At 43.1% G+C, this 26,563-nt stretch carries 21 protein-coding genes; 4 read left to right on the forward strand and 17 right to left on the reverse strand.

Annotated features, from left to right (window positions below; all coding sequences use genetic code 11):
- Positions 1-81: 81 nt before the first annotated feature.
- From cas1b to P9687_RS02060, 8 genes are all read right to left on the reverse strand, one after another.
- The gene (gene cas1b, locus P9687_RS02025) at positions 82-1,083 is read right to left on the reverse strand and encodes a type I-B CRISPR-associated endonuclease Cas1b (protein WP_168985568.1); all 1,002 of its coding nucleotides are present in this window, start codon (positions 1,081-1,083) and stop codon (positions 82-84) included.
- 435 nt (positions 1,084-1,518) lie between these two features.
- Positions 1,519-2,013 (reverse strand): CRISPR-associated protein Cas4, encoded by a 495-nt coding sequence (cas4, locus tag P9687_RS02030; RefSeq protein ID WP_017554267.1) that lies wholly within the window; start codon positions 2,011-2,013, stop codon positions 1,519-1,521.
- Positions 2,010-4,556, reverse strand: a complete 2,547-nt coding sequence (cas3, locus tag P9687_RS02035; RefSeq protein ID WP_168985569.1) for a CRISPR-associated helicase Cas3' — start codon at positions 4,554-4,556, stop codon at positions 2,010-2,012. The genes cas4 and cas3 overlap by 4 nt, the downstream gene beginning before the upstream one ends.
- 18 nt (positions 4,557-4,574) lie before the next feature.
- On the reverse strand, positions 4,575-5,324 hold the full coding sequence (cas5b, locus tag P9687_RS02040) for a type I-B CRISPR-associated protein Cas5b (protein WP_118497896.1): 750 nt from the start codon (positions 5,322-5,324) through the stop codon (positions 4,575-4,577).
- 14 nt (positions 5,325-5,338) lie between these two features.
- A complete protein-coding gene (locus tag P9687_RS02045; RefSeq protein WP_013860399.1) occupies positions 5,339-6,286 on the reverse strand; it encodes a type I CRISPR-associated protein Cas7 in 948 nt (315 codons plus the stop codon).
- Positions 6,270-8,168: a hypothetical protein gene (locus P9687_RS02050; protein ID WP_168985570.1), complete on the reverse strand. Its 1,899-nt coding sequence runs from the start codon at positions 8,166-8,168 to the stop codon at positions 6,270-6,272. Before P9687_RS02050 ends, P9687_RS02045 begins: the two co-directional genes overlap by 17 nt.
- 154 nt (positions 8,169-8,322) lie before the next feature.
- A complete protein-coding gene (locus tag P9687_RS02055) occupies positions 8,323-9,030 on the reverse strand; it encodes a CRISPR-associated protein Cas6 (protein ID WP_035188656.1) in 708 nt (235 codons plus the stop codon).
- A 664-nt stretch (positions 9,031-9,694) separates the two neighbouring features.
- Complete coding sequence (locus tag P9687_RS02060) at positions 9,695-12,934, reverse strand: DEAD/DEAH box helicase (RefSeq protein WP_168985571.1); 3,240 nt, start codon at positions 12,932-12,934, stop codon at positions 9,695-9,697.
- Positions 12,935-13,083: 149 nt separating this feature from the next.
- Here P9687_RS02060 and P9687_RS02065 point away from each other — a divergent pair, with 149 nt between their 5' ends.
- Positions 13,084-13,671 carry a nitroreductase family protein gene (locus tag P9687_RS02065; protein ID WP_061086396.1) on the forward strand — a complete coding sequence of 196 codons (588 nt, stop codon included), beginning with the start codon at positions 13,084-13,086 and terminating at the stop codon, positions 13,669-13,671.
- Between the two features lie 258 nt (positions 13,672-13,929).
- Entirely contained in the window at positions 13,930-14,424 is a 495-nt protein-coding gene (locus P9687_RS02070; RefSeq protein ID WP_026684585.1) for a DoxX family protein, read from the forward strand.
- A gap of 899 nt (positions 14,425-15,323) precedes the next feature.
- Here P9687_RS02070 and fni read toward each other — a convergent pair.
- From fni to P9687_RS02100, 6 genes are all read right to left on the reverse strand, one after another.
- Positions 15,324-16,355, reverse strand: a complete 1,032-nt coding sequence (gene fni, locus P9687_RS02075) for a type 2 isopentenyl-diphosphate Delta-isomerase (protein ID WP_017552104.1) — start codon at positions 16,353-16,355, stop codon at positions 15,324-15,326.
- A gap of 102 nt (positions 16,356-16,457) precedes the next feature.
- Entirely contained in the window at positions 16,458-17,126 is a 669-nt protein-coding gene (locus P9687_RS02080; RefSeq protein WP_026684584.1) for an N-acetylmannosamine-6-phosphate 2-epimerase, read from the reverse strand.
- A 21-nt stretch (positions 17,127-17,147) separates the two neighbouring features.
- The gene (locus P9687_RS02085) at positions 17,148-17,378 is read right to left on the reverse strand and encodes an excisionase family DNA-binding protein (RefSeq protein WP_013860408.1); all 231 of its coding nucleotides are present in this window, start codon (positions 17,376-17,378) and stop codon (positions 17,148-17,150) included.
- 223 nt (positions 17,379-17,601) lie between these two features.
- Positions 17,602-19,641 (reverse strand): Na+/H+ antiporter, encoded by a 2,040-nt coding sequence (locus P9687_RS02090; RefSeq protein ID WP_328228501.1) that lies wholly within the window; start codon positions 19,639-19,641, stop codon positions 17,602-17,604.
- Positions 19,642-20,005: 364 nt separating this feature from the next.
- Positions 20,006-21,904, reverse strand: coding sequence for a PTS fructose transporter subunit IIABC (locus tag P9687_RS02095; RefSeq protein ID WP_328228500.1), 1,899 nt, complete (start codon positions 21,902-21,904; stop codon positions 20,006-20,008).
- A 132-nt stretch (positions 21,905-22,036) separates the two neighbouring features.
- A complete protein-coding gene (locus P9687_RS02100) occupies positions 22,037-22,795 on the reverse strand; it encodes a DeoR/GlpR family DNA-binding transcription regulator (RefSeq protein ID WP_046720934.1) in 759 nt (252 codons plus the stop codon).
- A 264-nt stretch (positions 22,796-23,059) separates the two neighbouring features.
- Between P9687_RS02100 and P9687_RS02105 the strand changes: the two genes are divergently transcribed.
- On the forward strand, positions 23,060-24,163 hold the full coding sequence (locus P9687_RS02105; protein WP_035183652.1) for a glycerol dehydrogenase: 1,104 nt from the start codon (positions 23,060-23,062) through the stop codon (positions 24,161-24,163).
- Positions 24,164-24,213: 50 nt separating this feature from the next.
- Here P9687_RS02105 and P9687_RS02110 read toward each other — a convergent pair whose 3' ends face one another.
- Entirely contained in the window at positions 24,214-24,747 is a 534-nt protein-coding gene (locus P9687_RS02110) for a hemerythrin domain-containing protein (protein WP_328228222.1), read from the reverse strand.
- A 291-nt stretch (positions 24,748-25,038) separates the two neighbouring features.
- On the opposite strand from P9687_RS02110, the gene P9687_RS02115 reads away from it, so the two are divergent.
- A complete protein-coding gene (locus tag P9687_RS02115; RefSeq protein ID WP_017552111.1) occupies positions 25,039-25,263 on the forward strand; it encodes a hypothetical protein in 225 nt (74 codons plus the stop codon).
- A 40-nt stretch (positions 25,264-25,303) separates the two neighbouring features.
- On the opposite strand, the gene yidA is transcribed toward P9687_RS02115, so the two are convergent.
- Positions 25,304-26,113: a sugar-phosphatase gene (gene yidA / locus P9687_RS02120; RefSeq protein WP_035183649.1), complete on the reverse strand. Its 810-nt coding sequence runs from the start codon at positions 26,111-26,113 to the stop codon at positions 25,304-25,306.
- Between the two features lie 110 nt (positions 26,114-26,223).
- Complete coding sequence (locus P9687_RS02125) at positions 26,224-26,541, reverse strand: nitrous oxide-stimulated promoter family protein (RefSeq protein ID WP_013860417.1); 318 nt, start codon at positions 26,539-26,541, stop codon at positions 26,224-26,226.
- Positions 26,542-26,563 lie beyond the last annotated feature (22 nt).

A 26,563-nucleotide genomic window follows, 5' to 3' on the forward strand; every position in this document is an offset into this window, starting at 1 on the left:
TAACGTTAAGTGAAAATTTCGTCACGGATTCAGGATAAAATAAAAATACATAGTTAAAATTAAGCGACTTTTTTGCCCCCACTATACCATCTCCTTTGCATTAAAAGGGATAAAGGGTTGATCCTCCAAAATATATTTAATTAATTTATAGGCATCCAACCGTATTGCTGTCTCTAATGTTACTTTTCTTTTAAGGCGCGGATGAAGAATTACACTCGATAACCTTTCTTCCAATGCTTCAATAAACACTTTTCTTCCGGCTTCATTTAATAACGCATAGTTCAAATCTTTGTCAAAATGCTTCCCGACCTGTAACTTCCGGTTATTTACAGTTTCAAAAATTGTTTTAAAAACAATAATTGGCTTAAACACCTCACATAAATCAAGTGACAAAGAAAATCTGCTCTCCCCAGGTTCATGCAAATAACTGATGGTTTGGTTTAAATGCGTACGGTATATCTGTGACAATGTTTTACTATATAAAATAGTATTTCCAAAAGAAATTAAGGCATTTATCGGATTATCCGGAGGCCTTCGTACACGCTTATTCATTACAAAACTTTCAGGTAAAAACAGGTGAAAAGTACCATAAAAATTCCGCCAAATTTCTCCTTCAATAAATAATATTTGTTTGATTGAAATTTCTTTTTTTAGTAACTTTGGTACTTCTTTTTTAAGCCAATCAAGGTAAGGCTTCAAATCCTTTTTTCCATGCTTATAATAATGATACAAAACATAATGGATATTTTTCGCTATCCCGTTTACAATTGACTTAGCAACATCCAATCTTTTCGTCTCAAATAACTTTGCCTGCATTACTGTTAATTTCCCACTTACGAGCTGCTCTTTCGGATAAAAAGTGCCGGAATACTGTTGATAATAATTAAAAAAATGAACAATGACACCAGCGTTAGATAAAAAATGAAATAGTTTGCTATTCAAAGATATTTCATTTAAACAATAGATTTCTCTTACACTTTCAATAGGAATATAGGTATGGCCCCGTTCATTTTTAAAAACAAGTGAGTTATCTTTCTTTTTAAGCTCTCCCATGCTAAGTAAATATTTTGTGGATTTTCTCATTTCTCCCTCGTCTCCTTAAAGCAGACTTGCTTACAAATCAGATTTTAACTTGTCCGTCATTCGTTTCAAATAGCAGAATAATTGACTCTCTTCTATACACTGATGGAAACAGATTTTGAAAGAAAGATTTCCTTCGCTTCCTAAAAATAGCTGTAAATGCCCACTTATAATTCCGCAAGATTTAGGACAATTATTTAGGGCTTGCTGAACGAATCCGATTTTGAGTTTGTCTGCAAACTCTGTCTCAAAATATAGCAGATTTTTTTGCGAAAATTGTTGATTTTATCTTCTCCATACGACGAATTGACTTTCGAGTGCAAGCTTTTCACTGGATATGTTGTAAAATCCTAGTATTTAAATGGTGCCAAAGCTGACAGCAACCTTTCTAAATCCAGGCATTTTACTTATTCAGCAAGCCCTACTTATTGAACAAGTCTACACATAACAGTACTCAAAATATGCACATTTCTTGCACTTTTTGTCATTGAGGGGAGCTATTGGATATTCTTGCTCGAGATACGTATTCATATCCTTTAAAATTTTTTCTAGTTGTGTCTCCATCTCTTCATTCAGTTCAACATAAATCACTTTGTGGTTTTGTTTATTTTTTTCTTCAAAAGTAATCTTCCCTTGCTTCTCAATCCCCTTATCTTTTAATACTTTAAGATAATAGAGAACCTGCCATCTCACTGCTTCCACATCTGCATCGGATTTCTTCATTTCCACGAGATACTTATCTGTAATCTTATCCACTTTAATATTCTCGATAAGCACTTCGGTATTTCTTTTTTCCTGAAGTTTAAGTTCATGAAGTACTTTTCCGATACGGACGTTCTCACTGTTGTCCTCCATGTTCACCCTGTTTGCAAATAACCAGCACTGACGTTTGCAATGGAAATAATAGTTGACCATTGTTCCCGTAATATTCATATGAAAATATCCTCACTCGTCTTTTGATATTTTTGCGGGTTAAACCGCTGCATGTGTGTAAAAGGATCAATTTCCATATACAATTCCCCTTTTTCAACAAAATAAAGATTGCCAAGTTGGTCATCATTTATAACAGGTTCACCAAAAATATTAAATGTAAAGTAATCCATGATTTGCCGCAGTTCGGATAATTTTACTTGGCGTTCAGCATAGTCCAGTTGACTGTCTTTTAAAACACTTTTGTATTGGTTCCATATTTCTCTTCCGTCTACTTTCTTCTGATTATCAAGCTCCAGCAAATATGCAATAAATAATGTATTGGTCTGTTGTTCGATAAGTTTCATTTGATCTGCTACCCCGCCAAAATTTAGGCTTTGAACCATATAGAGAAAATGTTCGATGTTATGATTATTCCTTTCCTGGCTTGTTTCTATCAATCTGCGAAAGACATTTTGATAAAAGCGATGAAAATCTTTATTGATCAAGTCATTTTGATATTCACGATCCCGCAAATCTTTTTCAAGACGGTAGTCATTACTGCTTTTCAATTTTTTTGAGACATCATCCAATAAAAAGAAGTAGGCATGGCAATCCTCCCTCAGGCAGGATCTGTTGATTCTTCCGAGCATCTGCTCATCACTATCCAATGTTGAAATGTTTTTAAACCCGATATCCATATCAATATCCACCCCGGCCTCTACTACCTGGGTCGCAATTAAAATCACATCCTGTAATTGAAATACTCCTTCTTCTTTTTTATTTATCGCTTCAATTACTTTTTTTCTGTAATAGCTATGGTCGTCCCCGGTCAACAGTATGACAGGCCGCTTCTTTTCATATTTTTCAAGAATCCGGCGATGAAATTCACGAGCGGACCGTTTTGTTACAAATTCAAAAAGGATTCGTTTCGGCCCTTTTTCAATAATCAATTGGTCGAGGAACTCTTCCAATTCATCTAAATCCATCGTTCCTTTCTCTAAAAGTTCGAAATGAACGTGAACCCGATCCTTAAAAATGGGATTTTCATAATATTTTCTGGCATTTGGCAAAAGTTCAGCTGCTACTTCTTTTCCATGCAGGAGCAACCGGTCTAGCTTTGGCAAAGTGGCTGACATAATAATGATTTTCATATTTAACAGTTCACTTAAAGACTCCAGGAAATGAATAATTTCTATCCACCGATCATTCCGGTAAGACTGAATTTCATCTAAAATGACAACACTATTACAAAGATGGACAAATGGCAAATTGGATTCACGCCCCTGTCCGAAAAGATAATTAAAAAAATTAACATGGGAAGTGACCGTGATCGGATACTGCAACATCTGCCGCATAAGCACTTCTTCTTTTAAATCTATTGGTTTTTCTCCATGATTCCGCTTGTCTTCTTTTGTAATAATGGGTGTTACTGAATTTACCACTTTTATGGGGACTTTTGTCTGAAAGTCGTCCGGAAAAATCTGGTCTAAACTGGCCTTTGTCTGCTCTACTAAAGTATTAAACGGAAATACATAAATTATTTTATTCAGCGACTGGCCACTTTCCAGTAACACTAAAGCAAGGTTAATTGACATATTTGTTTTCCCGCTGCCGGTCGGGCTCTCAAGATAGAAAATATTTTTATCCAGTCGATTAAGCAGTTGTGTTTCAGCTTCCAAAAAAATTTGGGACCTGAGCGAATTGATGGGGATATTATCAAAGCTGGAAGGATCTTGTTGAAAGCGCCGAATACCTTTTAATACTTCCGTATCTTCATATGTTTTTCTTAAGTCCTTAATGTGATGCTCTGTCAAAAAACGAAAGCCGGGTTTCTGGCCTCCGACATTATACGTATAAGTTGCATAAAAGTCGCATGCTACAAGTGCAGAGTAAAACAATTTCATTAAGATATAGAATGAAAAAGGTTCGTGGCTGTCCTGTTCTCTTTGGTAGTCCTCTACACCAGTAAGATCAAATTCGGCAAATTTTTTTGCCTCCCGATAAAATTGAATATAGTACGGATGTCGTTGGACACGGCTGCAAAGTTCCTCCAGTGCATCAAAATATTTATCATCGCTTACATTTTCTAGATAAGTATGGTGTCTTGATATCATATAGGTAAAGCAATACAATACATGTGCCATAAAGGCTTGGTAATTTCTTGGAACCTTTTCTTCTATTTCTGAATAAAAAATATCTAAAAACAGTAACGAAGAAAGCAACGAATGTTTTGAATCCATTTCTTTTTTTTGAATATCAACTTGCTCATTTTTCATTTTCTTACTTTGAAATGCCGGATTAATTTTTCCAAGGTCATGCAGATAAATTCCTTGATAAAACCATTCCGTGACCAAAGATTGCAGTGTTTCTGGCAAAGACTCACCTTTAAAACGCAAAGCATTAATACACCTTTCTACAGCCTCCTTCAATCCGTTTTCTTCTTCCAACAAATGCACAAAATCCATCACCAGCTTGGAATGCTCTTCCAATGTTTCAGGTTTTGCTCCTCCAATATGGGCCAATATTGGAGGAGCAGCATCTATATATTCTCTAATACGACGCAATGCCGCTCCCCTCCTCGATTAAAAGAAAAATAAATTTTTTTCTTCGGCACAATAAATTACATTGCTATTTTGTATCTTATTTACAACTTGATTTGTAAAAAACATTTGTTCAAAAACATAACTATTTAATATATCATCCATTTTAATAGGCAAAAACTCCTGATATAGATAAGGCCCCGTTCTGCTTCTTCCAAGGTCTACCCCCTTAGAACAAAATAAAGAATCGATACATGAACCCGGTGCCCATGCGTTTTCCAGTTCAACTTCACGTACTTTAGTAATAGAAGCCGGATGATCATTTTTTCCCAAATAAGGTAGATATACTGATTGATGGGATTTTAAGCGGTTAAAAAGTTCCATGCAAATCTCAGTTCCGTCATCCAGCAAATAAACAGTCCAATGTGGATTTTCTAGCCATTGCTCTTTTATAATAAGGTTCTGCCCCTGTTCAAAACTGGCATATCCAACACTATTATTAAAAACCTGGATTTTTTTAGAGAAATAACCCCGGTCTCCATGTGGTACTATGCTTACTTTTAAATCCTTCAGTTTTTCATAAAACTCAGGATACCGGTTTGCCTCATTATCGCCATTCGCTTTTATATCACGGCTTTGTGCTTCATAACCTTTAAGCCCGAGAATCGCCCCAAGCATTCCTAGAAGAGCGATCTTGTGAATGTGGCTGTAAGTAAAATAAATATTGGCATTCACGTCGGGTTTTTTAAAAAAGGCAGTTCTCCCCCTCAATTCAAATGCGAGCGCTCTCAATATTCCCACATCCTTTACAACTGCTCAAAGGTATAGATGTTTTTTTCTGCAAATAAATTTGTTTCTTTTTTCACAGCAATTCTTACAGGATTATAAAATACTTCAATCAATTCTATGTCGTCACCAAATTGGGAGAGAAATTGTTCTAAGGCCACCAAATTATAAATGATTTGGCTGCCTTCCTTCCAAACTTCCACATAACTGTCCAACTGCGGCAAAAACAGTTCACTACCCTCACGGCAAGTCACAAAAAGGGCCAGTTCGTTTTCACAGCCTGCTTTACTGTTTGTGTTTAACGCTGTCGCACCGCGCAGAAGTCCTTCCTTTAATTTTTCGTATGCTTCGATAGTATAGCCCTCAAATCCATCGAGAAGGGAAATATACTCATCATAATGATTATAATTTACGCTAAACGGATAGACGTAATGGGCTTCATTACTGACAATTTTTTTACCGAGAGAAGAGGCATCCGCATCAGACTTATTCGCGTTACGGAAAGGTGATAAAATATCCTGAATTTCCACATTTGTGTCTTCGTATTTATTTAGGCCCTGTCCAATCTGAACCGCACCGGTCAGACCAATATTTTGTTTTTTAACGGCGAAAGTAGCTCCGAAATTCATTACATCAACAGCGGAAAAAAGATTTTTCAGCACTTCTTTAGAAGGTGTTTTGTCAGTCAACTCAGTTTGGAATACTTCCTGATACCGCTCTGTCAAATCTTTTGGCTGCAGTTTTGCTTTGTCCCCACCTTTATCCTGAACAATATAAGATTTATAATAAAGCACCTTGTCACCTTGATTCACCCAGTACCGTTTAATACTATATTTCAGTGCCTTGTCACTGCCAAACACAATTCCTGTACTGGTTGTCTTGGGCCGACCTGTAAAATCTGCATTCCAGTTCGACATATATGCGCCAATTCCGGCAATCCCATAAATTCTTTTATTTAGCTTCGCCATCTTGTTTGTCCTCCTCTTTTTTATTTGATTGCAGTAGCAAATTTTTCCCAATTAATCCCGCGAGCAAATAGTTCTTGTTCGTCTCGTCTATCCTTTCTCTAGAAGTTAAATAGCCAAGCACCATAGACATTGCATTTTTAACAGTCATATAATTAAATTTAATTGCATGGCTGTATGTTTCAAATAAATCTCTTAAATGTCGTTTTAATTGATTGGCATATTTTATCTGCATGATCGGTTCAGCCATCCCGAAGTTTTTGTCTTTCGCCTCGGATTGGAAAAGCAAATAATACCCCAGTTGCCCGGCAAGAAAATAAAATTCCGGATCACTTTCGCATTCTACAAATGTTTCTTTATCTTTTAGTTTTATACTTAATTTTTCATATAACGCTTTTGTAGTTGCAGCCAAAATGCTCCCCTCCTCATATCCAATGAATTTCATTAAAGCTGTCCGCAACAAAAAGGCTTCGGCCGTTTTTTTGAAATTAAGCCCTTTACTCGTTTTGCATATTTGTATTTCTATAAGCTGCCGTGAAAACTTTTTTATAAACGGCTTGATTGTTTGATTTGTTCCTTTAAAGATAAAGTCATACAATGCTTGCCTTGCCATGACATAAATCGTCTGCATTTCCCCCGGAAATTCATTTTCTTTTACTTTCGGGATGTCCGAATTAAAAAATCCGTATTTTAAATAATTATTAAAAAACAACTCATTGATCTGGTGGTACATTTGTCCTGTTGATTGAATTGGGTCATAATATTTAACATATTTTTGGGCGTTATCTTTTTCTTCAATTTGCAAAAAATTTTCAATTTCAATTAACAGTTTTTCCCTGCTTTTAAATGGCACTTGTTCAAAATATTCAATGCTTCCATTTTTATCCAAACGCATATGAATGCTTCCAGGATCTCGCCGAAGCCACCTCTCCCTGTCAATTGCAAAAGGATTACTGCCCGGCAGTATATATTCTTTAAATTTCCCTTGTTGCTCCAACCATTTAGAAAGATCTTTAATCACAAGTGCCTCCTCGACTGTCACACGGGTCGGCACCTTTGCTTTCATCGACTTAAGTTCTAAAAAAGGTTTTTTTGCATTCATATTTACGTCATACGCTGGCAAACCCAAGATTTTTCCGTGATTAAGCTGATTATAATCATTTACATTAAAGATTCTTGGAAGTACATATATTTGGTATTCTTTCCGATAAATATCCTCATCAGCATCAAAAAAAATTTTGATATAGTTATCAATCTTATTTTCACGGATAATCTCTTGAATGATTAATAAAAATTGATCGAAATATTGTCTCCAAAAGTCTTGGACTTTCTGGTAAAGTTGTTTACGAGTTTCGGAGTGCAGATATTCAACTAATTTACCGTATTCCTTTTTAAAAAAATCCTGTCTCTCCGCTAATTCAACAGATTTCTTATTTTTACTTTTTGATTGCAGCGGATACAAATCAAATAGTTTTTCCCCTGCTTTAGGTAAATAATCTGTATAAAACTTTTCCAAATGCGGGTATATTTCCGAAACCGGAAATTTTGCTTCCTTGTCCATAATAATATTTGACTTTACAAACAAGGTTAAGCCATTGGTATTATGAAACTTTTTTTGGTTATCCACAGCTTTATTGGTGCTATCATACAGCAGAGAGCTGTAATAATCCCTAATCTTAAACCACTTTACAATATCTTTTTTTGCGGCTCCAACTTCTTCTTTCTTTCGAATGATAACATATTCAAGATTTGCAAGATTTTCTTCCAGCGTCCGATCTAAAAAAAGGCGAAAATAGGCTCCTTCTTTTAGATCATAGTTGTCCAAAATTAGGCCTGGGTGCTCATTTAACTCCTCAAAAAATTTGGGTACAAGATCTTTTAGCATTATTCTCCCCCTTTCCATAACCTTCTCACGATTAAAAATGTTAGATTGCTATGATTATTGCTTCAGCTATGGAAGCAAAGCAGGCTAACCCATCAGTTTCTGAAGTCAATCGGATAATTCATGGCAAAAAGCACGCCTTGTCTCGTCGTTGTCCTCAGTTTAATTTTAAAAAATTCGCAAAGCAAAACGAAGTACCGAGAGAACTTCCTTTCTCTAGCAAACCTGCCCCCAAAACAGTAAAAGCCAGTTTTTGAGATGCCTCATCTGAATTAACAAAAATCCTTGCTTTATGTCCAAGCAATCGGATGTTTTTATAAGTCATCGCAATCGGTTTACGGTTTGTAATTTTCACCCTTTGTACAAACTGGGAGCAATTGAGCTCTTCTTTGTAAAACGTTTTATATTTTTTTTCTGCATTCATATGCATTCTTTCCACTAATAATCCAATACTGTGTTGATTTGGCATCCATGGTTTGTTGTCAATCGTGGCAATAAATGGTGTAATTGTAACCAATTCTGTTATCGGCTTATATGCCACTCGTTTCTTTTCTGTCGCAAGCACTTGGAACGTTTCGCTGCTAACTTCCTTCATGCAAGAAATCAGCGAAGTAATCATTTTTTCATCCAATGAGCGGATACGGAAAACATAGACCTTTCCCGCTTTATATAATTTTGACTGCGTTTCAACAGGATAAAGGCCTGAAAAGACATATAGTTTCGGCCTTCTCTCCTCATGAAATTTCTTTAATCCTTCTTCTAAAAGCATGCTTTGATTGATAAATTTCCCAAGTGTTTCTTGCAATTCAACAGCACGAATATTCCTTTTTAGCAGGGTAGTAATAATGTATTCAGTATAATTCATTTTCTCACCACCTTTCCAATTTTCAATGAACTATAATGGTATTTTAAACCACTTCAAAAAAATTGTAAAGGGATTATTTAATAAAAAATATACTTGATAAAGGTTTGTGAATACTTGACATTTACTTTCATGCCGCTATCCAGTAGAATAATGTTATCGTCTTGAACCATAACCTTTTATGTATTTAAACAGTATTTTTTTTATTAACTAACAATATTGTTGAACTTTAACACGTTGTGTATGGAAGCCGCTCGTAACAACAGGTAGCTTAAAAAATTGCATTTCACTCCAAGAATAGTTCTCCCCCATCCCAAAAACCCCCGCAGCCAAATAACTGCGGGGGTTTTTCCATCAGGCTGGGAAAGTTCCAACCAGGTAATTCTCTTTTATATACCCGGCCATCTCCCGGGGAAGGGAAAGCCTCGCAATCGGGAGGCCTGAAGCATCCTTGCTGAAAGCTGCGAAAACTTTGTTTAGGGCGTCAGCAAAGGCTTCCCGTAATCGGGAAACCTGAAGCATCCTTGCTATCCTTGCTGAAAGTCCCGAAGTTTCAATTCTCGGCCAGCTGCTTTTAATTTTCAAAAATGCCGATCTTTGAATGTTCAAAGCCTCCTTACATACCGGTCCCCACCAGGCCGTAAATGCAAACGCATCAGCATTTTCTTTACATGCCTAGCAGTTCTTTAATTTCCTCTTCATTCAGGCTGTTCAGCATGGTTTCGCCCGGCTGGATGACTTGTTCGATCAGTTCTTTCTTTTTCTGCTGGAGTTCGTATATTTTTTCCTCGATGGTGCCGTGGGCGATCAGGCGGATGACCTGAACGACGTTTTTCTGGCCGATGCGGTGGGCGCGGCCGGCTGCCTGTTCTTCAACAGCCGGGTTCCACCACAAATCATACAGCACAACAGTATCGGCGCCGGTCAGGTTTAAGCCGGTACCACCGGCCTTGAGCGAAATCAAAAAGACATTTTTCTCGCCGCTGTTAAACCGGTCTGCCATTTCGACCCGCTCCCGTGACGGCGTCTGGCCATCAAGATAAAAAGAATCGATGCCCTCGTCAGAAAGCCGCGTCCGGATCATCTGGAGCATGCTGGAAAACTGCGAAAAAATCAGCAGCCGCTTCCCGTTTTCAATCGCCGTATGCGCCAATTCAACGAGCTGCTCAAGTTTCCCGGAGTCGCCCCGGTAATTTTCCACAAACAGCGACGGATGGCAGCACAATTGGCGCAGACGGGTAAGCCCCGCCAGGATCTTAATCCGGTTCCGGTTAAAATCCCCTTCAGCCAGCGTTTGGGCTGTTTCATGCCGGATTCTGTCCAAATACGCCAGATAAAGCTCTTTTTGCGGTTTCGTCAGCTCGGACAAATGATTGGTTTCAATTTTATCCGGCAGCTCCTTCAATACATCTTTTTTGACGCGTCGCAGAATAAACGGCCGCACCATCCGCGAAATTTTTTCCTGCTCCATTTTCCGGAATTCAGGCAGCGGCGGGAAAAAGCCCGGGAGAACCGCCTGAAAAATCGACCATAGCTCATCAATGGAATTTTCAATTGGCGTGCCGCTCAACGCAAATCTTCTCCCCGCCTGCACATTCCGGACGGCGGCGGCTGTTTTTGTCGCATAGTTTTTAATCGCCTGGGCCTCATCCAAAATCAAAGTATCGAATTCAATCTTTTCGTACTCCTCGATATCCTGGCGCAGCGTCGGGTACGAGGTGATCAACACATCCGGCAGCTCGCCCGCTTTAAAAAAGGCTTTCCGCTCGGAAGGCGTGCCGGCAATAACCATCGACGAGAGCCCCGGTGCAAATTTTTTAATCTCGCTTTTCCAATTGTAAATAAGGGATGCCGGCGCCACAACCAAAAACGGCTTGATATCCGGATTTGCTTCTTTTTCTGATAACATGTAAGAGATGCTCTGCAATGTTTTCCCGAGCCCCATGTCATCAGCCAGAATCCCGCCAAGACGGTAAAAGGCGAGCGACTTGAACCATTGAAACCCGGTCACCTGATAATCACGCATCTTTGCCTCAAGCCCTTTTGGCAGTTCGAAATCCGTATCTTCCGGGTTTTTCAGCTGCTGGACGAGCTTCCGGAACGCTTTGCCAAATTTGACGGCGTATTTATCACGCGTCTTCATCAGCTCTTCCACCTGGAGCCCGCGGTAAACCGGAACTTTCAGGCGGGTGTCTTCAAGCTCTTTCTTCGAGACATGCAGTTCGCCAAGGAGCTGCCCGATATGTTCGAATTCATCGCTTTCGAGGGAGACAAAAGCCCCGTCCGGCAGCCGGTAATACCGTTTTTTCTCGATCACGGACCGGAGCACATTGCGGATCTCTTCTTCATCAATGCCGTCCATGTCGAAATTGACTTCCAGAAAATTTCCGCTCGTATCCATATCCACCGATGTAAGCGGCGTGTAGTGGCTCGTCTGGAAATACGATTTGATGGCGCCTGCAATATACACTTCCGCTTCCTCTTCAAGCTGCGGAAGAATCGTAAAAATAAATTCGTACAACGCTTCTTCATCGTTTTCCAAATACAGCTGTTTGCCGTTGTATTTGAGCGGCGACTGTTCGATCATCGTCATGATTTTCTGCTCTTTTTCCACATCACGCAGCAAAATCTTATCATCATCCGGCGTTTCTTCGTCCATAAACGGATCAATGACACGGGAGCCGTAATGATGTTCAATCCGCAGCGTAATCTTTTCGTCTTCGTTGTCCATAAAAATTTTCGTTTGTAGTTTTGGCTGGACGATTTTCCCTTTAATGTCTTTTGTCAGCTTTACTTTTCCGATCCGCTTCAGGCCTGGCAACACATTGGAAAGGAACGGGCTCATCTGCTCTTGCTGGATCTCTACTTCATCGCCACTTTTCTTGTAAAAATCTTCAAGTGCCGTTAAAAGAGCAAGCTGGTCCGTGGACAGCTCATAAAAACCCCCTTTGTAAAATGCAAGCCCGTATTGTTCAAATAAAAGCAGGTCCCTTAAGCTCTTCAGCTGCAGTAAAAAGCCCGGGCCACCCTGGCTGTTGCCGTCAAGCCGGAAAGAAAGCGGTAGTTCTTCTTCCTGATGCAAGACAATCGAATCTGCCGCGTAACGTTCATATTTGAATTTGCATTTGCGGTTTGCCAGTTTCTTTATAAGTGGCCTTGCGATAAACGGCGGAATGACCAGTTCCCGCTCCAATGCAAATCTGTACCAACGATCCATGGAAGCCTCGTACAATTGCTGGGTGGACAGCATATAAAGCAGCATCTCCACAATTTCCTTATCTTCTTCTTCGAACGCATGTTCATCCGGATCATAAATGAAGTTTTTTGTAAATGCATGCGGGTTCCCGCGGCTGACATTGCCGAGGAAATCTTTTATGTCGCGGACCACATATGTCCGGCCGGGCCCGATTTTAATTTCAATGGTTAAAAAGTGGTCAGAGCCAAAGCCGGAAACGTTCGTAGCTTTTAAAAAATATTCAAGACGGAGTGGCTTTCTCGCGGCATTGTGTTTTGTTTCCATCATGCTTTGTTGAAGGCCGGAAAAAATATTCATCAATTGTAAAGTTTTCATATGCTGGTGCGTCTCCGAAACATCGCCAATATTCGGTTCTGCCGCCTCTTCCTCCCCATTTGCAATCGCAAGCATGGCCGCTACTTCATGCTTGCACTCGCCGTATTGTTCATGTGCCGGGCATGTACATACGTTTGAAAATTCCCCGAATTCTTCGTCATAGTAAATAGTGACGTAATAGGTTTTGGACCCTTTTACGATTGCCGTCCAGGTGGAGTCTTTATTAAAAATCAATTTTTTGACCCGGCCCTGCATATAATAACTCATTCCCCGATGGAAAATAGCAGGGGAATACATCATCTCGACATCTTCTTCGAAAAGCAAATAATCAACCAATTCAGATCATCCTGTTCGTATTTTCTCCTAGGTCTATTATACAATATATAGGTGCACAAATACATTTTTCGTCCGAGTTGAATCGTTTGTAGATCGAGTTGAAGTATTTTAATATAAAAAAGATACGACATCAATAAGGAGGAGTCCCCATGGTAAAAACATTATCGCCGCGGGAAGCGCAATATGATATCGATCCGGTCTATTTGGAAAGATGGTCACCGCGTTCTTTTTTGGAAAAAGAAGTACCGGAAGAGGTGCTTTTGAGCCTGTTTGAAGCAGCACGCTGGGCGCCGTCCGCTTATAACCATCAGCCTTGGCGCTTTATTCTTGCACGTACAAAGGAAGACAGGGAAAAAGTTCTGTCGTTTCTCGGGGAATACAACCGGATGTGGTGCAAGAACGTCCCCGTTTTTGCGCTTATTCTCTCGAAAACAGAAAATGAAACCGGCCCGATCCGTTCGCATGCTTTTGATGCAGGGGCCGCGTGGGGATACCTCTCCCTTGAAGCCGTCAGAAAAGGGCTCGCTACGCATCCGATGACAGGCTTTGATTTTGAAAAAGCACGTGAAGTATTGAACATCCCGGCTGATTATGCAATTGATGCCCTTATTGCCATCGGATACCGGGGTGAAAAAGAGGCGCTGCCTCCTTCCCTGCAGGAAAGAGAGACGCCTTCTGCACGCAGGCCTGTGAAAGAATCGGTTTTCGAAGGAAGTTTTGGAAATCCGGTAAAATAAGGAACCGGAGCATGATCAAAACGGCAACGGACCTTGGGTAAGCGGTTTGCGAATGGAAAGGGAAGGAAACGAATCAAAGCGGTAAGCATGGCTTGCCGCTTTTTTAATGTTTTGTTCACAAATGTGAAATATATCACAAATTCTTGACAACTGTCCGGAATCCATTGTAATTCCGTTGCAAACGCTGTATTCTAAAAATGTAAGATATGTGAAGAATTTCACATGTTATCATCATTTATCCTAAGGGAGATGTTAAAAATGAAATGGTATCATGATTCCAAAGTCAGCATTATCTGGGCAATCATCCGTATTTGGCTCGGCATTCAATGGCTTGAAGCAGGTTTGCATAAATTGACGGGAGGGTTTGATGCTGCTGGATTTTTAAAGGGGGCACTGGCAAAAACGGCTGGCGAAAATGCCGAAGTTCAAGGCTGGTACGCAGCGTTCCTCACCCATTTTGCCATACCGAATGTCCATGTTTTTAATGTGCTGATCCCTTATGGGGAAGTACTAGTTGGCCTCGGCCTGATCATCGGGCTGGCAACCATCCCGGCTTTAATTGCAGGCGCGTTTATGAACCTGAACTTTATGCTTGCCGGCACAACGAGCACCAACCCGGTCCTTTACACCGTCGCCATCATTCTGCTGTTTACAGGCAGTGCATCTTACTACTGGGGACTTGACCGTATCGCCATCCCGGCAATAAAAAATTATTTCCAAAACCGGGCCCATAAACCACGTCCTGCCCATTAACCGGTTCATATTAAAGCAAACCTTTTGCGGGTTTGCTTTTTCATTTTGGCTTTAAACTGTTTAATTCCGCATGCAAGGGGAAAAGTACAAACATACGAAAAAAGAAGGGATGTGGTGGATCATGAAAAAATCGATGGCCATGACAGCAGTCGCTTTAGGTGCTGCCTACTTGTTGCGGAATAAAAGATCACGCAGCAAACTGATGAACCAACTGTCAAATTTTGCAGGCGCGAAAAAATAAAAAATCCCGGCCTCCCAAAAACGGGAGCCGGGGTTTTTTATGCAGCCGGTTCACATTCCTGACCGGGACTTTTATACTCGTGTCTCCACCGGTCTAAAACATACAACGTTTACATCTGCCAAAGGCGGTTAAAATTTCCAAAACCAGGTGAAATTCTCGTCTCCCGCCGGCTTAAAATATCCCGCGTTTACATCTACAAAGCTGGTTCGAGTTTCCAAACAAATAATTTTATGATCATTTCACCGCGGTAAAATTTCCGGACCGTGTTTTTTATACTCATGTCTCCACAGGTCTAAAACATCTGGCGCTTTCAACTGGAAAAGACAGGTAAAATTTCTAATCAAATTATTTTGATGGCCATTTTACCCGGGTGAATTCTCGTCTCCAGCCGGCGCATACATTTGTCAAAATCGATTACAATTTCCAAACAAATATTTTTATGATTATTTCACCGCGGCCCCGGCTTAAATAACCGGCGTTTACATTTGGCGAAAACGGTTAAAATTTCTAAACAAATATTTTTCCGCCCGAAACTTCCGGGCCAGCCGGCTTCAAATTTCTAAGCAGCGGGGTTGTCTTGATAGATTTTTCTAGCCCATCTATTTGTTTCGTCAAGCTTATCAATCCAAACCGGCACGCGTCCAAACCAGGCCATTATTTACATTTTTTTCAAAAGCGGTGTTTGTTTCAAAGCGGACAAGTCTTTTGCCCCGATTCCGAACATTGCAATCTTCAGCTCAAGCTCTGTTTGTTCATAAGTAGAAAGCAGTGCATCCACTGAATGGACGGCATCATGCAACAGCTTTCTTCCAAATCCCGCCAAGTCAGCTCCGAGGGCGATAGCTTTGGCGGCATCCACTCCGTTTTTCAAGCCGCCGCTTGCGACCAAAGTACCTTGAAGGCCAAGGTTGCGGGCTTGGGTGATGCACGCCGCCGTCGGGTTTCCCCAGCCGGAAAATGCCTCTGCTGCCGCTTTTTTCAACGGATCGGACGTTAAATATTTTTCCACCTGGCTCCATGATGTCCCGCCTGAGCCGGCAACATCGACAAAAGAAACGCCAACGGAATAAAGCTTTTCGGCGAGGCGGCCGTTGATGCCCCACCCGACTTCCTTGCAGCCGACCGGCACTTCTAGGCGGCTGCAAAGGTCTTCAATTTTCACAAGCAGATCTTTAAAATTCGTATTGCCGCCTTTTTGAAAGACTTCCTGTAAGGAGTTGAAATGCAGGATTAAAGCATCCGCCCCGGTCAGTTCCACGATCCGGCGGCACTCGTCAATTCCGTAGCCATAATTCAACTGGACGGCACCGAGGTTGGCCAAAACCGGAATATGCGGCGCGACATCCCGCACTTGAAACGTATACGCCTGTTCCGGGCTTTCTAACGCAGCCCGTGTTGACCCTAACGCAAACGCCCAGCCTCTTTTCTCCGCCGCCTGCGCCAGGTTCCGGTTAATGGTGCGGGCCTGAGCAGTGCCACCGGTCATGGAGCTGATCAAAAACGGGGCTTTCAACGGCTTACCGAGAAAAGTCGTTTCCGTCGAGATTTCTTCAAAATCTAGTTCAGGCAGCGCCTGATGCTCAAAACGATATTTTTCAAAGCCGGTTGTGGTGTCTTTCCCGGCAACATTTTCCTCAAGCACAACGCGGATATGTTCCGCTTTCCGCTTTGATATAGATGATTCTTCCATTTTTCACTTCACCTTTCGTATGAGAGCCATATCTTCCTGTATCGGTTTACATTCCTTATAGAAGCCGCTTCTGCTGCTTACCCAGCATTTTCATTAAGCTTTTTATGACCTCATCGCCTCTGCGAATTTTTTTGTAATCAGCTGCGGCCTTGTAATGGCTGAACCCACCACAACTGCAAACGCCCCGAATTCGAGCGCTTTTTTCGCTTCAGCCGGCGTATCAATATGCCCTTCTGCAAAAACGGGAATCGTTAAAGCGTCCACAAGCTTCTTGAGCAACGCAAAATCGGGCTCTCCCTGTTTCGGAGAATAGGAGGTGTAGCCGGAAAGCGTCGTGGAAACGCAATCCGCACCGAGCCTTGCTGCCTGCAATCCTTCTTCCTCTGTGGAAATATCGGCCATCACCGGGAGACCGGCTTCATGGATATATCCGATTAAACCGGAAAGCGTTTCGCCGCCCGGGCGTTTCCGGCCGGTCGCGTCAAGCGCGATCATATCCGGTTTTACGGCAAGCAGTTCGTCAATTTCTTTTTTTGTTGGAGTAATATACACTTCCGAACCTTCATAATCCCTTTTGACAATGCCGATAACAGGCAGCCCTGTTTCCGCTTTGATGGCCCGGATATCTTCAGCGCTGTTTGCCCGAATGCCGGCCGCTCCGCCTTCTTTTGCTGCAAGCGCCATTTTCGACATGATGAACGGACTGTGCAAAGGTTCATCCTCCAGCGCCTGGCATGACACAATCAGCTTTCCTTTTACCTTGTCAAACATTCCAAATCCTCCAATATCCGTTTAGTCCTCGTCTTTGATGTCCGGATCTTCCGGAAGCGGTTCATTCAGCCATTCTTCCACAAGTTGCCTGTATTTTTCGAGCTGTTGCAAATAGATATCAAACTGATCCCGGTTAATCAAATACTGTTCTCCATCATGCACGGCGCGTATGCGTCTTTGCAAGATCAATTTTTCAATCACCGGTTCCGGCAAAGACAGATATTCCGCTGTTTCCTGAATGGTTAAATACATTGCAGGCACCCCGATTCATCTTTTTTTGAAATACGGAAAATACAACGAGGCTTTCAATCCCGGATCATGTTCACTATACAAAATGACGCCGGGTTAACAATAGAAGCGGCCAGATTACGCCATTTTATACCAGCCCGTGTGCGGAAAAAGCGGTACAAAGGTCAGTCCTGAAAGGATCCCGGATGCCGCAATCGTTCCGGCACAGGCTTCTAAGATGATTATATCATGCATGGAGTTGATGTTCTTCCATCCAATACACTTCCCGGATATTGATTTGCCTGCGGAGTTTGCGGGCCGTCTCCCTTGAAATTTTCCCCCGTTCAAACAGCGCCTGTACAGCGTTTCGTTCGGCCTGAAAAGCCTTTTCCTGCAGCTCCCTTTCCATCTGGGTATACTTCAGGGATGCCTCCATATTTTTCGGCCTGCTCAAAATTCTGATAAACTTCCGGTATTCGCTAATGACTAGAAACGAAATTTCCCTGTTTTCCTCTGTCATCCCAGATTTAATGGCCCGGATCGCCGCTTCCGCCATTTCAATTTTAATTTGTCTGATTTTCGCATAGCGGTTAATCCGCTGTTTGCGGCGTTTTTCCTTATTCGGGTAAAAGAGGAAAAGAAACCTGGGGGCGCCTTTCCGGAAAAGGGTCCATAAATTCAAAAACCTGAACTTCATTTTATCGGTAACGGCAATTTCCATCCGGTGAATATATTCAAGGAACAAAAAAGCCATCTCTTGGTCAATGCGTTTTGATTTCATCAAAGCATTAATATATTCTGTTTCTGCCTCCAGTGCCTTCATCCTGGTCTCCGTTTCAATCCGTTTGAATTCAAGTGAATCTATTTCACTTTCTTCCGCTTTCAATTGATGCAGCATATTTTGATAGTTGTCAATCACAGCCGCTGCCGCTTCCCGGTTCTCGTCATTCACTTCCTCACGCACAGACTGGATTGCCGCTTCCCCGATAAAGATTGAAGCATTTTTTTCCGCTTTCCGTTCTGAACGGTCCGCCTCATTTCCTTCCCGCCTCGCCAAAAGCGGCAGGAACACACTTGCGATCACAAGCGTCAGCAGGATGACACCGGCCGCAATAAAAATCAGCAAAGAACGTTCTGGAAAAGGCGCTCCGCTTGCAATGGTGTACGGAATAGAGAATGCGCCGGCCAGCGTGACCGCCCCCCGGACGCCAGATATCGTTGTAATCGCCGTATGCTTTAGGGAAGGCTTTGCAAAGCGCTGTTTTTTTGATTTCCATCCGGCCCACCACACGGCGTACACCCAGAGAAACCGGAGCAGCAAAAGGGCGGCCGTGACCACAATGATATACAAAATCACCGTGCCGTTATTAAAAGCCGAGCTTGTCCAAATTTCGCCGAGTACAGCCGGCATTTGCTGGCCCAAAAGGACGAAGACAAGGCCGTTTAAAATATAGGCTAAAACCGTCCACGTGCTGCGCGAAACGATCTGGTAGGAAAAATTCGGCGACTGTTCCCGTTCACGCTCAACAGCATGGACCATTCCGCCGGCGACAACCGCCAAAATGCCGGATAAATGAAAATGTTCCGCAGTAAGGTAAATGAAAAACGGAGTTAAAATTTGGATGAGCATATGGACCGTGACATCTTCCATCCCGAGGCGGCGAATCAGCACCCTGAAGCGGATAATGAAAAATGCCAGCAATGCCCCGCCTAAAAAGCCGCCGATCGAGATGAGCAAAAAACTGCCACTGGCTTCAGCAAGCGAAAACGACCCGGTGACCGCTGCCGCAATCGCAAATTTAAATGCAACAAGGCTGGATGCATCATTTAACAGCCCTTCTCCCTGCAGCAGGTTCATGATCACGCGCGAAATTTTTACCCGCTCGGAGATGGCGCTGACCGCTACAACATCGGTCGGGGATAGAATGGCGGCCAGGGCAAATGCGGCCGCAAGCGGGAGTGAGGGAATCATCAGATGGGTAATATACCCGACCGCAAACACCGTCACAAAAACAAGCCCGAGCGCAAGCAGCAAAATCGGATTTCGCAGTCTCCACATCGCTTCGCGGGATACATTTCTTCCATCATGAAACAACAGTGGCGCAATAAATAACACGAAAAACAATTCCGGTTGAAGCGGAACATGCGCCCCGACCGGCACGGCTGCGAACGCAAGCCCGAGTGCAATTTGAATAAGCGGCACCGGAATAAATGGGATAAAATGATTTAAAATGTCGGAGATGCCAACAAGTAAAAGTAAGATCAATAAAATCAGAAACATGTTCATATGGAATAATTTCCCCTTATTCTCTTTGTCTTATGTCTAATAAATCCACTAATACAACTATACCCAAATATCCGTAAAAAGCGTGTAAAAAAACGAGCTGTACCGAAATTTTTTGGCGAAGATGGCAATATCTTGATGATTTTATGTTAACGCGGACCGGCCGTTGCTTCAATCTTTTACCCTGCTGAAGCAGAAAATGGACGAAACAATGGATGAACCCGTTTTCGCAACGGAAGTCAGCACCAGTACAAGCGATTTGGCCGGACCTGTTAAAAAATGTCAGAAATTTAAAAAAGACCGGTCAGAAATACCGGTCTTTTTTCGCTTTCCAATTAACTTTATATCCAAAATATCTTTCACTGCATTAACCGTTTTTCTGTGTAACAGGCCGTTTCCATATCCCGAGAATCAGGCCGGAAACAATGGCACCAATAATAATGGAGACAAGGAACAAGATTGCATGGTTGGCAAGGAACACAACGAAAATCCCGCCGTGCGGAGCCGGTATGTTAATATGCCAGAATTGCGTCAGCCCGCCGGCTATCGCCGAACCAACAATGCTTGAACCAAGGACACGGAGCGGATCGGATGCCGCAAACGGGATCGCCCCTTCTGTAATAAAGGACAGCCCGAGCACATAGTTTGTAATGCCTGCTTCTTTTTCCTGATCCGTAAATTTATTTCTGAAGAACGTGGTGGCAAGCGCAATCGCAAGCGGTGGAACCATCCCACCGGCCATTACAGCAGCCATCATCAGGCCGTTCGTGTTGCCGCTCGAAGTAAATACCCCGATCGCAAACGTGTAAGCCGCTTTGTTGAACGGGCCGCCCATATCGATGGCCATCATGCCGCCCAGAACGATACCAAGCAGGACAGCATTGCCCGTGCCAAGGTTATTCAAACCACCGATTAGACCGGTGTTGATCCATTTGAAAATCGGGTCAAAAATATAGTACATCAATCCGCCGGTAATCAGGAGGCCTAAAACCGGGAAAATCAAAATCGGCTTTAATCCATTCAGCGCCTGTGGCAGCCCTGCAAATACTTTTTTCAAAAAGACGATAATATACCCAGCAAGGAAACCAGCTGCGAGACCACCGAGGAAACCGGCATTCGAGCTAGACGCAAGATAGCCGCCGACCATACCAGGCATGAGTGCTGGGCGGTCACCAATGCTCGATGCGATAAACCCGGCAAGAATCGCAATCAAGAAGTGGAATGCCCCTGTATCGCCGCCTGCAATCGCACTCAGCATTTTAAAAATCGTGTTATGTTCACCAGCTGTTCTTTCAATCAGGAACGAAATCGCAAGCAAAATCCCGCCGCCAACAACGAATGGCAGCATGTGCGAAATCCCGTTCATCAAATCTTTGTAAATGGTTCCCCATACCGACTTTTTCTCTGCCGGCTCATCGTCATTGCTGCGGTCCGTGCTGTCTGCATGGTAAACAGGCGCATGCTGTTCCAGTACCCGGTTGATCAAATCTTCCGGCTTGCGGATGGCATCGCTGACAGGCGTTTGCAGCACGCGTTTGCCGTTAAAGCGCGCCATTTCAACTTTCTTATCGGCTGCGACAATGACCCCGACAGCACGGTTGATTTCATCTTTTGTCAGTTCGTGCTTAACACCTTCCGAGCCGTTTGTTTCCACCCGGATCGGAATGCCCATTTCTTCCGCTTTTTTCTTCAACGAATCTTCTGCCATATACGTATGGGCGATCCCGGTCGGACAGGCGGTAACAGCAATGATCAATTTGTCATCCGAACCATTGCCGGCACCGGTCTCCGCTGCTTCTTTTCCTTCTTTTTCCGCTTGTTTTTCATCGAACAGCCTTGCCACTTCAGCCGGTGTTTCGGCTTGTTTTAATTGCTGTACAAACTCCTGGTCAATCAAAAGCCTCGACAATGCCGCCAATGTTTGCAAATGCGTATCTGCTGCGTCTTCAGGCGCTGCGATCATAAAGAATAAGTATGACGGCTGGCCATCCAGCGCCTCGTAATCAACGCCTTTTTTACTGCGCCCGAATACGACAGTTGCTTTATTGACCGCTTTTGTTTTTGCGTGCGGCATGGCGATTCCGTCGCCGATTCCTGTACTCGACTCCTGCTCGCGTTTTAAAATCATTTCTTTAAAAAGAACCGGGTCATTGATGCGGCCGCTTTTTGACAGGCTTGCAATCAATTCATCAATCGCTTCTTCTTTTTTCGTCGCCTGCATATCCATAACCATGGTCTCCTGGACCAATAAATCGGTTATTTTCATTTTATTTCACTCCTTTTTCCAGTACAGAAAAACAATACCTCTTATCATGACATCCAAACCGGATGCCTGAGACAGCCATTTGTTATTTTGTTTCAACTGCGGGCTTTTATCATGGCGGAGGAAAAACTTTTTTTATGCGCCGCTTTGCTCACATACCACCTTCGTTTTACTTAAAATGGAAGATTTTAAGGAATCCGGTAATTCATCCGTGATAATAGAAGCCTCCGAAATGTCAAACATTTTGCAAAAAGCTACTTCCTGAAATTTGCTACTGTCTGCAAGCACATAACACTGTTCGGAAAGTTCTTTTGCCCGCCGCTTGATCAATGCTTCTTCCGGGTCCGGCGTGGTAAAGCCCATTTCAGGGTCAACGCCGTTTGCGCCAAGAAACGCTTTGTCAAACCGGAAGCTGTTTAACGTCTGCATGGCAACGCTGCCGATCACCGCCCTTGTCGTCCGTTTCATCATCCCGCCGAGAAGGTAAGACTTGATTTTTTTCTCGACAAGTGCTTCCACATGCGGGAGCCCGTTCGTGACAACGATTACATTATTCCCTTCTATATAAGGGATCATTTCAAGCGTGGTCGTTCCGGCGTCCAGGTAAATGCAGTCATTGTCATTGATCATTTTTGCCGCCAATTGGGCGATGATTCTTTTCTGTTGAACGTTTTTGAGCGTTTTCGTATCCATATCCGGTTCTTCACTTCTGCGTTGCAAAAGCGATGCGCCGCCGTGGATGCGCCTGAGCAGATTCATTGCTTCCAGGTCCTGAAGATCACGCCTGACCGTCGATTCTGAAGCATTAAGCAGGTTAACCAGCTCCTGCACTTTTACGATATGCTTTTCTTGCAAATGCCGCAAAATGATTTGATAGCGTTCTTCTGCTAACATCCTTCATTCCTCCGTCTGATGATATTTTATCACATAGTTATTCATAATCAACCGTTTTCAATCAAAAAATATCATTTTTCTTCAAAACACATCATATTTCTGTCACATTTTGTCGATACAGCTCTATTTTACTTGTTATTCCCCGAAAATTGAACGTTTTTGAAAAAGTATGGATGATAGGATGAAAGGGTTTTCTTATTTGCAAAAATAAGTTATGATGGAATTGTGCTTGTTATATTTTTCACAAAAAGAGGAGGCATTTCTATGACGAAAATCATTACCTCTCCAAGCAAGTTTATACAAGGCCCCGATGAATTGTCCAGGCTTTCGGCGTATACGGAAAGGCTTGGCAAAAAAGCATTTATAATTGCGGATGAATTTGTCACCGGCCTTGTCGGCAAAACGGTCGAAGAAAGCTATGCCGGCAAAGAAACGGGGTATCAAATGGCATTATTCGGTGGCGAGTGTTCTAAACCGGAAATCAAACGGCTTTGTGATGCCTGCAAAGCGCAAGAAGCCGATGTCATGGTCGGGATCGGTGGCGGAAAAACATTGGATACCGCAAAAGCAGTCGGGTATTACAATAACATTCCGGTGATTGTCGCGCCGACCATCGCTTCCACCGATGCCCCGACAAGCGCCCTGTCTGTTATTTACAAAGAGAACGGCGAGTTTGAAGAATACTTGATGTTGCCGCTGAACCCGACTTTTGTCATTATGGATACGAAAGTGATTGCCTCTGCCCCTGCCCGCCTGCTCGTTTCCGGCATGGGAGATGCGCTTGCGACGTATTTTGAAGCGCGCGCCACTAAGCGGGCAAATAAAACGACGATGGCAGGCGGTCATGTTACGGAAGCGGCGATTGCGCTTGCAAAACTTTGTTATGACACGCAAATTTCGGAAGGTTTAAAAGCAAAACTGGCAGCGGAAAAACATCTTGTTACGGAAGCAGTGGAAAAAATCATTGAAGCGAATACTTATCTGAGCGGAATCGGTTTTGAAAGCGGCGGCCTTGCTGCGGCACATGCGATCCATAATGGGCTTACCGTGCTCGAAGAAACCCATCATATGTACCACGGCGAAAAAGTGGCATTCGGTACCCTCGCCCAGCTGATTTTGGAAGATGCGCCGAAAGCGGAAATTGAAGAGGTGGTCTCCTTCTGCCTGAGTGTCGGACTTCCCGTCACGCTCGGGGATTTGGGCGTGAAAGAACTGAATGAGGAAAAGCTCCGGAAAGTGGCTGAACTTTCCTGTGCGGAAGGCGAAACGATTTATAACATGCCGTTTGAAGTCACGCCTGACCTTGTGTACGCAGCAATCGTTACCGCAGATTCCGTCGGGCGGTATTATAAGGAAAAATGGGCATGACAGTAAAAAGGGGCTGCTCCCGGTTCCGGGGCAGCCCTTTTTGCCCATTTTCACTGTAATCCAGTTGTACAGACTTTTTCTTCCAACTCGTCTTTTTCAGCCGCTGATAGCAGCTTTTCAGCCATTGGAAACAGGACATTTTCTTCTTTGAAAAAATGGTTTGTGAGCAACTCATACATTTGTACGATATAGGAAGCGAGCACTTCGGCCTGGTCTTCATCCATTATTTTCGTGCCATTTAAGAAAATCTCAATATATTTTTCTGCTTCATCATGCTCGTATTCCATCATGGCGATCGGCCCGTTTTCGCGTCCAATGTAACGGGCCATCATGGTAAATAGCACGTTTTCTTCCCGTTCGGCATGATGTTTCAACTGCGCGGAAAAGGATTCAGTCCCTTTCCGGAGTGCGTCAAGGGCTTCTCGCTTATTTTCGAGTTCACCGTTTATTATCTGCCCTGCCGTTTCATACAATGCGCGTTTTCGTTCATTCAAGTGCCCATGCTCATTTTTCAACTGGTTGAGGCCTGCGCACAATGCAACATCACTCGCGCCGCCGACCATGGCACAATGCAGCATTTCCATGTGGATTCCCTCTTTCTTTGTCATATCCTTTATTTTAAACAAGACGGCGTAAAAATGGCGTGATGCAGATCATAGTTTGCAAATTTGTCCTATTTGGAAGATACCGTTTAGGGTCGCCCAAACAGGGGGAGTTGAACTTTTTACCTTATGAAAGTACTCTCAATACAGAGAAGAAAAAAGATAGGAAAAGACTGAATATTATTTTTAAGAAGGACAACCTGTCTGTAAGATACATCACAAAAAACCAAAAGCCGAACAGTTAAAACTTTTTTAGAATGGGGTTTGATCCAATTGAAGAAAAAGAAGCAGGAAAGGGAACATGAAGATTTTGGGCGTGTGATGTTTTACTGTAAGCATTGCAACAAGACTTTCGATATGGAATGGGAAACGATTTGGGATATGCAGGAGATGACGCACGGCTATGTCGGGTATCATTTGTATGACACCTATATTTGTTGCCCGGATTGCGGTGAACTCGCTGAAGCACTGGAGCAGCCCGGCCCGAATCCAATTTAAAGAAAGGTGCCTGCCTTCCGCCGGCGGGCACCCTTCTTTTTTACGACAACACCAGCTTCTCAATTGCGTATGCGACGCCGTGTTCGTTGTTCGTGCGCGTTTCGAAATCGGCAATCGCCTTTACTTTCGGGACAGCATTGCCCATCGCCACCCCACAGCCGGCATATTCAATCATGGTCAGGTCATTTTCATTATCTCCGATACAGACCACTTCCTCACGACGGATACCGAGATGGCCGGCAAGGAGTTTCACAGCATTGCCTTTGCTCGCCTCTTTATGCAAAATTTCATAATAAAATGGCATGCTTCTGACCATCGTGTATTTCTCCTGCACCCAGTCCGGAATCGCTTCAATTGTCCGGCTCAGTTTCTCCGGCTCGTCAATAAACATCACTTTTGGAATTACCATATCCCGCGGCAGCTCTTCCAATGTCCGGTAATGCACCGGCATCTGTGTCAAATAAGATTCCACAACTGTATAAGGACTGAGATCCCGGTTCGGTGTATACAAATGTTCCGGATCAAAAAAATGCATCGGCGTTTTCAGTTCGAGGCTGAGCCCGTACAGACGCACCAAATCCCCGTAACCAATCGACCGTTCCGCGACAACCCCGTTCGTATGCGTATTTTGCACAAGCGCACCGTTATAGGCAATGACATAATCATCCTCTTCGTTCAGCAATAAATCTTCAAGAAAACGGCGGACGCCCCCGATCGGCCGCCCTGTGCACAGTACGATTTTGACGCCTCTCTTTTTCGCTTTATGTAAAGCTTCCCGGACTTCCGGAGTGACTTCATGCTGGTCGTTTAAAAGCGTTCCGTCCATATCAATGGCAATCAATTTATACATATTTTTCTGCTCCTTGGTGATGAAAGAATTTCATACGGTTTTATCATAATATATTCAGCCGGATAAATCCATTTATGTAAAATCATTTACAAATCATGCATCACCCAAACTTATTTTTTTAATAAATGCCGGATGGAAAAAACGGGATGGTACAAAAGCATCCACGGGCCGGAAAAACGCATGACCGCCCTGATTTTTTCACGGTAGTCTTTCCGGTAGCAATGGACCTTGCAGTTGGAACACGCGCTTTTTTCCTCGCCAAACCGGCAGTAGGAAAGCCTTTTTAAGCAGTAGTTTTGTAAATCGAGGCATTCTTCACAAAGCGTCTTGCGGTGGTGTTTTTTCCGGCAATAAATGGCAATCATTTGTGACACAGTTTCCTTTTCTTTTTGGATGACCGGCCCGTTGTTTAACTCCCTTTTTGGCATGGCGATCGACCTCCTGTTTTCA

The organism is Weizmannia sp. CD-2023 (assembly GCF_036225245.1).
Lineage (GTDB): Bacteria > Bacillota > Bacilli > Bacillales > Bacillaceae_C > Weizmannia > Weizmannia faecalis.

Bases quoted from the DNA above. Each gene is read 5' to 3' on its own strand.
- cas1b (WP_168985568.1), bottom strand. From the start codon at position 1,083: ATGAGAAAATCCACAAAATATTTACTTAGCATGGGAGAGCTTAAAAAG.
- P9687_RS02085 (WP_013860408.1), bottom strand. From the start codon at position 17,378: ATGTATTTAACCATTCAGGAAACAGCGGAATATCTGTCTTTGCCGGAA.
- P9687_RS02105 (WP_035183652.1), top strand. From the start codon at position 23,060: ATGACGAAAATCATTACCTCTCCAAGCAAGTTTATACAAGGCCCCGAT.
- P9687_RS02125 (WP_013860417.1), bottom strand. From the start codon at position 26,541: ATGCCAAAAAGGGAGTTAAACAACGGGCCGGTCATCCAAAAAGAAAAG.
- P9687_RS02050 (WP_168985570.1), bottom strand. From the start codon at position 8,168: ATGCTAAAAGATCTTGTACCCAAATTTTTTGAGGAGTTAAATGAGCAC.
- P9687_RS02070 (WP_026684585.1), top strand. From the start codon at position 13,930: ATGAAATGGTATCATGATTCCAAAGTCAGCATTATCTGGGCAATCATC.
- P9687_RS02110 (WP_328228222.1), bottom strand. From the start codon at position 24,747: ATGGAAATGCTGCATTGTGCCATGGTCGGCGGCGCGAGTGATGTTGCA.
- P9687_RS02095 (WP_328228500.1), bottom strand. From the start codon at position 21,904: ATGAAAATAACCGATTTATTGGTCCAGGAGACCATGGTTATGGATATG.
- cas4 (WP_017554267.1), bottom strand. From the start codon at position 2,013: ATGAATATTACGGGAACAATGGTCAACTATTATTTCCATTGCAAACGT.
- P9687_RS02045 (WP_013860399.1), bottom strand. From the start codon at position 6,286: ATGGCGAAGCTAAATAAAAGAATTTATGGGATTGCCGGAATTGGCGCA.
- P9687_RS02090 (WP_328228501.1), bottom strand. From the start codon at position 19,641: ATGAACATGTTTCTGATTTTATTGATCTTACTTTTACTTGTTGGCATC.
- fni (WP_017552104.1), bottom strand. From the start codon at position 16,355: ATGGAAGAATCATCTATATCAAAGCGGAAAGCGGAACATATCCGCGTT.
- P9687_RS02100 (WP_046720934.1), bottom strand. From the start codon at position 22,795: ATGTTAGCAGAAGAACGCTATCAAATCATTTTGCGGCATTTGCAAGAA.
- P9687_RS02055 (WP_035188656.1), bottom strand. From the start codon at position 9,030: ATGAATTATACTGAATACATTATTACTACCCTGCTAAAAAGGAATATT.
- P9687_RS02080 (WP_026684584.1), bottom strand. From the start codon at position 17,126: ATGTTTGACAAGGTAAAAGGAAAGCTGATTGTGTCATGCCAGGCGCTG.
- P9687_RS02065 (WP_061086396.1), top strand. From the start codon at position 13,084: ATGGTAAAAACATTATCGCCGCGGGAAGCGCAATATGATATCGATCCG.
- yidA (WP_035183649.1), bottom strand. From the start codon at position 26,113: ATGTATAAATTGATTGCCATTGATATGGACGGAACGCTTTTAAACGAC.